Below are 7,495 nucleotides of genomic sequence, written 5' to 3' on the forward strand. Positions count from 1 at the left end.
AGATTTTACCATTTTTTAAACCAATAGAAAAAGCACTACGTCTGTTTTGGGGTACACCATATTCAGAAGCCAATAGTATTTTATAGGTTACGGTATAGTTATTCAAAACTAGATAAAAATTATATTTTTAAGGTTATAGTATGGAATCTGATACATCATTTTTATTAATAGGAGCTTTAGCAACACAAGCTAACACAACCAAAGATACTATTCGTCATTACGATGAGATGGGACTACTGAAATCTCGAAAACGCCAAGCAGGATCACGCCTATACACCGAATTTCATCCTGAATGTATTGAGCGTATTAAAATGATTAAAGACGCACAAGCTATCGGTTTTACTCTTAACGAATGTAAAAGATACCTGAATGATCATTTCAATGGCACTCTCAATATTGATAAAGATTTAATTACTATTTCCGAAAAACTTACTAAGGCGAAACGTCAAAAAACTGAGATCATCAATACTATTAACCAGCTTAGTGCTTGTTATACTATTTTAGAAGAAATAAAGTCAGAAAATATTGGCTTCATTTCTAACTCTGAATGGGAAAAACGAATAGCGGCGCAGCTCTCCTTAACCTGAATCGCACCAATCACTAATAGAATATGTGTGGTAAGTACACCATGAAGTACACTGTGCTTATCTCAGCAAGTTAAAACGTTAATACCATTAACCCACAGTTTAGCGTTCAAGTCCTCACTAGGGAACCGAACCCATCTAACACACTCATCAGACCTAGTATTCAAGATATTCTTTGATAGGACGTTTATTAAACTGTGTAGGGTCTTTTTTAAGGCGGTTAATCATTTCAAATTCCCATCCTTGTTGTGACTGTCCAGCTAGGCTGGTAGGACTTACTAAATGATTGTATTCCGCCATAAAAGCAGGGTTACGAGCAATACGCCCTAGCTGCTTATCATTCAGTCCATCAACCGTGAACATATCTGCTGTACTGGCGTCGCGCTCCTTACTAACTACATCAGTCTTAGCTTTTGGCTTTTCATGAACAGTGAAAGTAAAACCTATAATTTTGCGTCCCTTTTTTACGTTCTCATATTTGACTTTAAGATCCGATTTTTTGTTAATCTCATCTGTAGCAAGGTCTAAAACACGTTTCTTAAAATCACACATCGCTTTGTATTCATTGATTCCTAGCCCCATCTGGTCTCTAAAAACCCCTATCTCAAAACATGGTGTTTTTTTAGCTGTGCGCCATTGCGTCAATAACTCATAAAGGCGTACTGAATAAACACTATCAAACTGTGTCGTTTGCTCTAGCAAATACGAGGTAAAAAACTGTTCTAAGCCATTGATACGGCTGATACCTTCTACAACAGCAAGAGTAAATACTATTTCTATTGCGCCCTCACCATCATGATATTGTACCTGCTGCAACCAACGGCTTTTAATCGGCTTACCATTATCATCAAGGTAGGTAAAACGTCTATTAAATAGGGTTTCTTCAGCTTCTTTCATGCGTTTATAGCCATTTTGCCGTGTAGTTTCAAATACCTCTGCATAACGAGTGGCATCAATTCGTAACGGCTTGTCTGTACTTAATCCTGTGGCTGTCTCTCTAGCATCAACTATGGCTAGTTGAATAATTCGCACTTCAGCCAATGATAAAGTTTGTAATGCCTGATTCAGTTGATTAGTTTTTACGACTAGGTTTTTTTTAGTGTGCATAACCATCTTATCCATAAGTATTTAATGACATATTACATTAAGTCATCTAAAGGTCAAATTATAAATAGTCCTTTAATGGTAACTAAACGTCCTTTAATGGGTAACTAAACGTCCTTTAATGGGTAACTAAACGTCCTTTAATGGGTAACTAAACGTCCTTTAATGGGGTCTGAAAGTCAGTAACAGTAAGGGCTACAGCGAGCTTAAAAGCTATTAAAAGCATTAAAAGCATTAAAAGCATTTTCTTATTTTTTTTACTAACTGAAAAGATAAAAGAAAAAAGCCCTAGTTACCTCGAAATATCAGAGGCTTTTTTGTTCTCTTTTGGATCAGATAATCGATCAACACTTTCAAAATTATTTATCAGTTTATTTTTGACTTCATCCAAAGCAGTAGGTTTTTTAAAATTTATAAATTTTTTAGCATTCTATTGATTTTATTTTTCTTTAACCTTAGTAATGAGGTATAGAAACCACTCTATATGCCTACGTAATTAGATTTAACAGCCTTCATTCTCTATTTTGATAGATACCTAGCCCTTTCATATTTAACTCTCTCTATGGCGATTTTACGGCTTTCTAGCTGCATTGCTTCATTCAATCTAGCGATTTCCTCTTGATTTAAACCTTGAATTGCCACTAGGTAAGGCTCAACACGTTTTTTAAGGGTGTCATAGCTCGCTTCCGCAACGTTTTTATCCAATCTAGCCTTCTCGTAGTCCATCAGGATGCTGTTTGCTGCCTTCACAGTGGGTTCTACTTGCTCAATAACGGCTATTGTGACCTTTTCCCCATATCTAGCCTTGCTTTCAAACATTTCAGGCTTAGGCGCTACGGTCGTAATACTAAAATCTCGCGCGTGATTGATGTCGTGGTAATACTCCTTGATGCTGGTATGTTTGGCTTTAGAGCCTTCCTTGCCCCTCGTTAGCCCTAAATCAGCGACCGTGTTGGCAAAATCGGTTTGCATCTGATTTAACTTAACCCTGCCGCCTAGAAAACCCTTACAGTTGAGCTTCCCTTTTTGGTCAATAGGAACGACATAAGCGACCAGCTGCGGTGTACTTATGTCCCGATGAATACTCATACCTGCAATATTTCCTTCTCCATGTTTATCCATGAGCCACTGAGCAGATCGCTTAAAAAATTCAGCTTCTTGGCTTTTTCCCCAACCTTCCCATTCAGGACTGGCGGTGATCAAATACTCAATACATAGCACCGCATCAGCGCGTCTTTTTTCAGGAAGTCGATCTTTTATTATCTGTTTGACGGCTTCAGGGGTAGCAACGCTATGATGATTTTTAGGGGTGAGGTTGGGGTCAGCATTGGGCGTTTCTATCATTCGGTAGCTGTGTGCAAGACTGCCACCAATGTTGCCCATCGTCTTTAATTTTGCCGTCCTCAAAATTGCATAGTTCATCGCCATTTTTTTCCTATAATTGAGTGTTATTTTACTAAAGTGTACTTACTACACCATAAATTCGCTTGTTAGGAAAGCGTGATTTTTGCAGCAAAAGGCGGTAAAAAAGGGCTATTTTTCACTGTTTTTCAACTTGGCTGTTTACAGATTGTAAACACCTTTTTTCTTTATAAATCAATAACTAAGAACGATTTTGTTTGCACTTTGCAAACACTTCAATTTCAATAAACCTAACAATATCAGCTATTTGGCAGTCCCTTTAGGGTGCGTATGGTGTAGTCATTAAATTAGGTAGAAAATAACGGGTCTTTTATCTGTCGTAAAATCTGCTACAAAAAAGGGATTATAAGAGCGTTACTTCTCGTCATTCACTGGCATAATCTTAGGCTGGTACAAACAACTTATTAACCTAAAAAAATCATCTGTAGCTACAGATGATTCTAGTAGCGGAGTTATTTATGAGCATGATCGGTGTATCAGTAGCTAGCAATAAAAGCCTTCAACTTGAAGCCACTCAAGAAGCCTACAATAGAGCTGTCGTGAAGCTTAATTTGCTGTTGATTGACGATAAAACACACGAAGAAGTGGTCAGAAGCAAGCTGTTTGAAGTCATGGATGAAAGAAATCAGCTGGGGAAGTACTCCACTTCTGATCTGTATGTCATGCAAAAAAGCATTGAGAAAACGGTTGATGATTTTCTTGCTGGATTAAATGAGCAGACTGTTACCACTTAGATTAGCGAAAAGATGGAACGCTATAGTTATTGAGGTTTAATCATCTTTCGCTTATATTGGGGGTACGAATATAAGCGAAAGGTGATTGCTATGACTACAACTAATTATAATATACGGCTTGACCAGGATCTGAAAGATAGGTCTTTCTCTGTTCTTGAAAGCTATGGTCTAACGCCTTCACAAGCCATAAGACTGTTCTTGAACCAAGTAGCCGATACTAATGCGATTCCTCTGTCTTTTGACTATCAACAACCTAAGCTCAACGCGCAAACACTTGCTGCTATTGCAGAGGTCGCGAGCGGTAACGGCACTAAGTACGATAGCTTTGGTGATTTGATGGATGAGCTAGAAGGCGAGGCTGATGAGATCCATTGAAGTATCCAGTCAGTTTAAGAGAGATGCCAAAAAGAATTATCTAAGCTTGCTCACTCCTGCATGGGGCGAGGTGCTTAATTGTTTGACGAACGATATACCGCTACCGGCTAAATACAAAGACCATGCGTTGACCGGCAATCATAAAGGGTTTAGGGATTGCCATATTAAGCCTGATTTGGTGCTTATCTACCGTGTTCAGAGCGATACGGTAGATTTTGTTAGGCTGGGTAGCCATTCAGAGGTGTTTGATTAGCCTGTTTTAAGTGGTTCCACAATGACAGTCTGTTTTGAGTAGTCTGTTAATAGGTTTTTGGAGTGAAATAGCTAGTTCCGCTGGGGTATACTCTATTCACAGACCTGATATCAATTTAGCTGAAGGTAAACCGTATATAGCAACTGTAAAACTTCTTAACTTTTGACCACTAGCCAAGTTCCTGCAAGTCCCATAAACGATGCACCAGCTCGGTTGAAATTCTAACGAGATTTTGGGCTTTTTAATCGTTGTCGAGCATAGCCTGCCACAATGGCATATATCATTATACCAATACAGTTAGTGTCACTACGTCAGGTTCTGTACAGGGAAAAAACTAGTAATATACTTAAAGAAAACAAGATGGCTTGAGAGCTTTGCTTTTGGCTCATCAACTCAAAGAAATTACTTAGCGGGCTAATCTTTCCAGATTCTATGCTGACCCCATTAAAGAAATTTAACATAAAAAAGTCACAAATTTTATTATGTATACCAACTAGTTGGTATGTATAATAGGATTTTTTCCTACTGGTTAATTTTATGAACTCGCTTTTATCCTATGCTGCTCTGTTTTTTGCCATCGTACTTGAAGTCATCGCTACCACGTTTTTAGGCAAATCTGAGCATTTCACTCGCCTTGTGCCGACTCTTATCTGTGGGGTATTTTATGCAGGATCATTTTTTATGCTGGCACAGGCATTACGCACCTTACCCATTGGCATTGCTTATGCAACTTGGGGTGGTCTCGGGATTATCTTAACAACGGTTATTGGCGTCTTGGTCTTTAAGCAAAAACCAGATATGGCGGCCATTGTAGGTATTGCACTGATTGTGATTGGAGTAGTGGTGATTAATGGCTTTTCTAAAATGAGTGGACATGGCTAATGACTAACCTGAATAGACCTAAAAAAAACCCTGACATGGTGCGGCATCGCTTATTACAAAGTACCGCAAGTTTAATGACTACGCACGGCTTTGCAGGGGTAAGCATTGATAAGGTGGCAACTGAAGCAGGGGTCACTAAAGGAGCTTTATTTCATCATTTTCCCAATAAAAAGGCTCTAATTGAAGCTGTATTTGACCGTGAATTAGCGATGCTTGACAAGTTGCTTGACGATTTATTAGCTAAAGATACAGTCGATTATGGTCGTTTTACTAGAGCCTATATCCATGCCACTTTCTTTGCCTGTATTGATGATAGATTATCTTCAGCTTTGACATTTTCGCTGTGTGCTAGACCTGAGTTAGTTGAGCGTTGGGATGTGTGGATGGCAGGACGTATGGTGAAGCATCAAAAGACCGATAACAGCCTACAGCTTGAAGTAGCTAGAATGGCAGCCGATGGCATTTGGTTCACCCATTTATTACACGGCGGCAAGCTCACTACCAAAAAAGATTTACATGCCCTTAAACAGCAATTACTTGAGATGACGCATGCTACTTAATGACGGGAGTCACCGATGAAGCAAGAGAATACTATTCCCTATAGCCCTTATATTCCTTTTTTTAAAGACGTTGCCGATTACAATGTGGCGTTTGGGCATCTTTATCCTTATCAATTTATGGACTGGAAAACAGAAGTCCTTTCATGGAAAGAGAGCTGCTACTTGCACGCTGGGCTAAATCCGCCAATGCCTGCACGCATCACAGGACCCGATGCATTAACATTGTTTCGCGATCATTGTATCAACGATTTTAGCCGATTTAGCGTTGGTGCATCAAAGCATGCCGTGATGTGTAACTATAAGGGTAATGTGATGGCGGATGGTATGCTGCTTCGCACAGAGGATAATGCATTCGTATCATATTTTTTATCGCCTTACCTAGAATACATTGCCAGTCGTGGCAACTATGATGTCAATATCGAAGATTTGACAGGCAAATCCTTTCTGTTCCAACTGGGTGGTCCCTTATCTTTGAAAATTCTTGAGGCAGCCACCCAAGAATCCCTCAGTGATATTAAATTTATTTGGCATCGCACAGTGCATATCTACGGGGGTGAACTACCACCAACAGGTATTGCTGTGCGGATTTTTCGGTTGGGCGTAGCAGGCACACTGGCGTATGAAGTGCATGGGGATATCAAAGATGCTCCATTGGTTTATCAAGCCTTAATGGCAGCAGGACAACCGTTTAACTTAGTTCGTCTAGGGATGCGTGCTTACGGCATGAATCATACGGAAAATGGTTTTGCCCAAGCCTTTATCCACTTTTTACCTGCTTGGGCCCAAGATGAAGACTTTATGGACTATTTAAATGGCAAATACGATGCTTTGCTTGCCAAACTGCCAGGCAGTGCAGGTGTCGATATCACCCGTCGTTATTTTAACCCTATCGATTTAGGTTGGGGGCATATGATCACCTTTGATCATGACTTCATTGGCAGAGCCGCCCTTGAAGTTGCCATGCAGCAGCAAGCAAAAAAAATTGTAACGCTTGAATGGTATGCGGACGATATTAAAGATATCTATGCCTCTTATTTTGAGTCTGGTGAGTCTTTTGAGTTCATGGAATTCCCAGCCAATCCTATTTGGACAACGCAGAGTTCTATTGTTGTGGCAGATGAGGTACAGATCGATAATCGCAGTATAGGTATTTCAAGCGGACGTATTTATTCGTTTTATTACCGTCGTATGATTTCTTTGGCGGTTATTGAAACTGAGTATGCTATCGAAGGTACCACCTTAGAGGTTATCTGGGGTAATCCAGGCAAACGACAAAAAAAAATACGGGCCAAGGTGAGCCGTTTCCCTTATCTTACCCTACCTCGCAACCGTGATATCGATACTAAGGCGTTGCCTTGAAAGGCAATTTGATATCAGCACAGAAAACAAGAAAATATATGAAATGTTGCCTGATGATTATATAAGGTGTTGCTATCCGTTCGCATTAGTCGCTGATAGTTACTTTGGGCTTCAATGGGGTAGCCCTCAACATCTGCAATAGTTTCATTAGGCAAATCACTAATCGCCTGTTCACAGATAATGAAGCTTTGGGTGGTAGGCTCTGGAAAAATAAAGATTTTA

The 7,495-nt window shown here is 39.7% G+C and carries 10 protein-coding genes and 1 pseudogene; 7 read left to right on the forward strand and 4 right to left on the reverse strand.

What is annotated here, in order from left to right; translation table 11 throughout:
* Positions 1 to 106: DNA cytosine methyltransferase (locus tag W293_RS17580; RefSeq protein WP_156916415.1), on the reverse strand; the 106-nt coding region annotated here is incomplete at its 3' end.
* 34 nt (positions 107 to 140) lie between these two features.
* On the opposite strand from W293_RS17580, the gene W293_RS0103605 reads away from it, so the two are divergent.
* The gene (locus W293_RS0103605; protein ID WP_025651139.1) at positions 141 to 587 is read left to right on the forward strand and encodes a MerR family transcriptional regulator; all 447 of its coding nucleotides are present in this window, start codon (positions 141 to 143) and stop codon (positions 585 to 587) included.
* Positions 588 to 740: 153 nt separating this feature from the next.
* Here W293_RS0103605 and repM read toward each other — a convergent pair whose 3' ends face one another.
* Positions 741 to 1,691 (reverse strand): replication initiation protein RepM, encoded by a 951-nt coding sequence (gene repM, locus W293_RS16930; protein ID WP_084212265.1) that lies wholly within the window; start codon positions 1,689 to 1,691, stop codon positions 741 to 743.
* Between the two features lie 516 nt (positions 1,692 to 2,207).
* Complete coding sequence (gene mobV / locus W293_RS16050; RefSeq protein WP_227502687.1) at positions 2,208 to 3,116, reverse strand: MobV family relaxase; 909 nt, start codon at positions 3,114 to 3,116, stop codon at positions 2,208 to 2,210.
* A gap of 452 nt (positions 3,117 to 3,568) precedes the next feature.
* On the opposite strand from mobV, the gene W293_RS0103620 reads away from it, so the two are divergent.
* From W293_RS0103620 to W293_RS0103645, 6 genes are all read left to right on the forward strand, one after another.
* Positions 3,569 to 3,844 (forward strand): hypothetical protein, encoded by a 276-nt coding sequence (locus tag W293_RS0103620; protein ID WP_025651141.1) that lies wholly within the window; start codon positions 3,569 to 3,571, stop codon positions 3,842 to 3,844.
* A 90-nt stretch (positions 3,845 to 3,934) separates the two neighbouring features.
* Positions 3,935 to 4,219 carry a type II toxin-antitoxin system RelB/DinJ family antitoxin gene (locus W293_RS0103625; protein ID WP_025651143.1) on the forward strand — a complete coding sequence of 95 codons (285 nt, stop codon included), beginning with the start codon at positions 3,935 to 3,937 and terminating at the stop codon, positions 4,217 to 4,219.
* Positions 4,206 to 4,472, forward strand: a complete 267-nt coding sequence (locus tag W293_RS0103630) for a type II toxin-antitoxin system YafQ family toxin (RefSeq protein WP_015060936.1) — start codon at positions 4,206 to 4,208, stop codon at positions 4,470 to 4,472. Before W293_RS0103625 ends, W293_RS0103630 begins: the two co-directional genes overlap by 14 nt.
* A gap of 537 nt (positions 4,473 to 5,009) precedes the next feature.
* Positions 5,010 to 5,354, forward strand: coding sequence for a DMT family transporter (locus tag W293_RS0103635; protein WP_025651146.1), 345 nt, complete (start codon positions 5,010 to 5,012; stop codon positions 5,352 to 5,354).
* A complete protein-coding gene (locus tag W293_RS0103640; RefSeq protein WP_025651147.1) occupies positions 5,354 to 5,914 on the forward strand; it encodes a TetR/AcrR family transcriptional regulator in 561 nt (186 codons plus the stop codon). Before W293_RS0103635 ends, W293_RS0103640 begins: the two co-directional genes overlap by 1 nt.
* 15 nt (positions 5,915 to 5,929) lie before the next feature.
* Positions 5,930 to 7,273, forward strand: a complete 1,344-nt coding sequence (locus tag W293_RS0103645; RefSeq protein WP_025651148.1) for an aminomethyltransferase family protein — start codon at positions 5,930 to 5,932, stop codon at positions 7,271 to 7,273.
* Positions 7,274 to 7,287: 14 nt separating this feature from the next.
* Here W293_RS0103645 and W293_RS17400 read toward each other — a convergent pair.
* Positions 7,288 to 7,495 (reverse strand): annotated as a pseudogene (locus tag W293_RS17400) (hypothetical protein); the annotation flags it as partial.

Origin of the sequence: Psychrobacter sp. TB67 (assembly GCF_000511065.1) — a bacterium.
Lineage (GTDB): Bacteria > Pseudomonadota > Gammaproteobacteria > Pseudomonadales > Moraxellaceae > Psychrobacter > Psychrobacter okhotskensis.